Source organism: Microvirga roseola (genome assembly GCF_020866965.1).
Classification (GTDB): Bacteria; Pseudomonadota; Alphaproteobacteria; order Rhizobiales; family Beijerinckiaceae; genus Microvirga; species Microvirga roseola.
This window is the reverse complement of record NZ_JAJATX010000143.1, coordinates 1-1706: the sequence shown is the minus strand read 5'-3', so window position 1 is coordinate 1706 and position 1706 is coordinate 1. Positions and strand designations below refer to the sequence as shown.

Annotated in this window: 1 pseudogene; it reads left to right on the top strand. The window is 65.9% G+C overall.

Features of this window, described 5'->3' with window-relative positions:
• Positions 1 to 65: 65 nt before the first annotated feature.
• Positions 66 to 1675, top strand: a pseudogene (locus tag LG661_RS24535) (IS66 family transposase).
• The last annotated feature ends 31 nt before the right edge of the window (positions 1676 to 1706 follow it).

The window sequence follows — 1706 nt, the reverse complement described above, 5'->3', positions numbered from 1 at the left end:
GGTAAGCGGGGCAGATTAGGGGGCAAGGGATTCCTCCGGGGCGGCATTCATGATTCAATCCATGGATGACGGGACCACCCTCTGATGTCGCCAAGCCCCTGTCTCAGAAGGCGCTGCGCCTGCTGGTCTCGGATCTGGCCGGCAAGATCGAGAGACTGGAGGAGGAGGTCGAGCGGCTGCGCCTCGATAACAGCAACCTACGCCTCGACAATCAGGTCCTGAAGGACGAGATCGCCCGGCTCAAGAACCTGCCGCCGCGCCCGCCCTTCAAGCCCTCCGGCATGGACAAGGCCACTCAGCCGCGCCCTGCCGGTCCGGGACGGCGTCCAGGCCGCGGCGCCAAACGGGATCGGGTCACGCGCGAGGTCACGATCCGAGCCGAAGTGCAGCCGGATCGCGCTTCAAAGGCTACAAGACGGTGGTGCGCCGGGATCTGGTGCTGGTCGCCGAGGTCGTGCGCTACAAGCGGGAACGCTGGCTCACCCCAGAGGGCCAGACCATCATCGCGCCGCTGCCGGAAGGGATCCCGGGCGGGTTCGGGCCCGGCGTGCGGCGGTTCTGCCTCGCCCTGCACACGCAAGGCCAGGTGACCACCGAGCGGCTCGCCGATCTGCTGAACGGCATCGGCCTGGCGATCTCCAAACGTCAGGTGGTGCGCCTGCTCACCTCGGACCTGGAGGCGTTCGAGCAGGAAGACCGCGCAGTCCTGCAGGCCGGCCTGGCCTCGTCGCCTTACCTCACCGTCGATGACACCGGTGCGCGCCATGCCCGCCGTCCTGGGGTCACCACCCAGATCGGCGGCGAGCGCTTTTGTGTCTTTCGCACCAGCCGGTCGAAATCGCGCCTGAACTTCCTGTCGCTGCTGCGGGCCGGCTGTGAGGAGTATGTCGTCAACGAAGCCGCTCTGGACTATCTGCGCCGGCAGCCTGTCGATGGAACCGTGATCGCCCGGGTGAGCAAGCTCCAGGGCCACGTGTTCGGCTCGCAGATGGAGTGGTGGCAGCATCTGTTGCGGTGCTCGATCAACATCTTCGACCGGCCTCTGCTGCAGTCGCTGGACGAAGCCGCCACCTGGGGTGCGCTCCGGCAGCACGGGCTGCTGCAGAACACGGTCGTTGTGTCTGACGATGCCGGCCAGTTCCGGGTTGCCACGCACGCCCTGTGCTGGGTTCATGCCGAGCGCCACCTCGAGAAGCTGATGCCCGCCTCGCCCAAGCAGGCGAAAGCCGTTGAGCTGGTTCGCCAGGCGATCTGGTGCTTCTATCGTAGCCTGAAGCTGTGGAAGCAGAGCCCGACACCAGGCGCTGAGGCATCATTCCGGCGCCAGTTCGACCGAATCTTTGGCCAGCGCACGGGCTACAAGGACCTTGATGAGCTGCTGGCCCGCTTGGCGCGGCGCAAAGCTGAGCTGCTGCGGGTGCTCGAGCGGCCCGAAATCCCGCTGCACACCAATGCATCCGAGAACGACCTGCGAGCCTGCGTGTTCAAGCGCAAGATCTCCGGCGGCACGATGAGTGTGGATGGCCGCCTGGCACGCGACGTGATGCTCGGATTGCTGAAGACCTGCCGCAAGCTCGGGCTGTCGTTCTTCACCTATCTCGGGGACCGGCTCGGACTGAACACAGGTCAGCCGAAGATCCCGCCGCTCGCTGACCTCGTCATCCAGGCAGCCTGAGACCCATCGCCCCCTAATCTGCCCCGCTTAC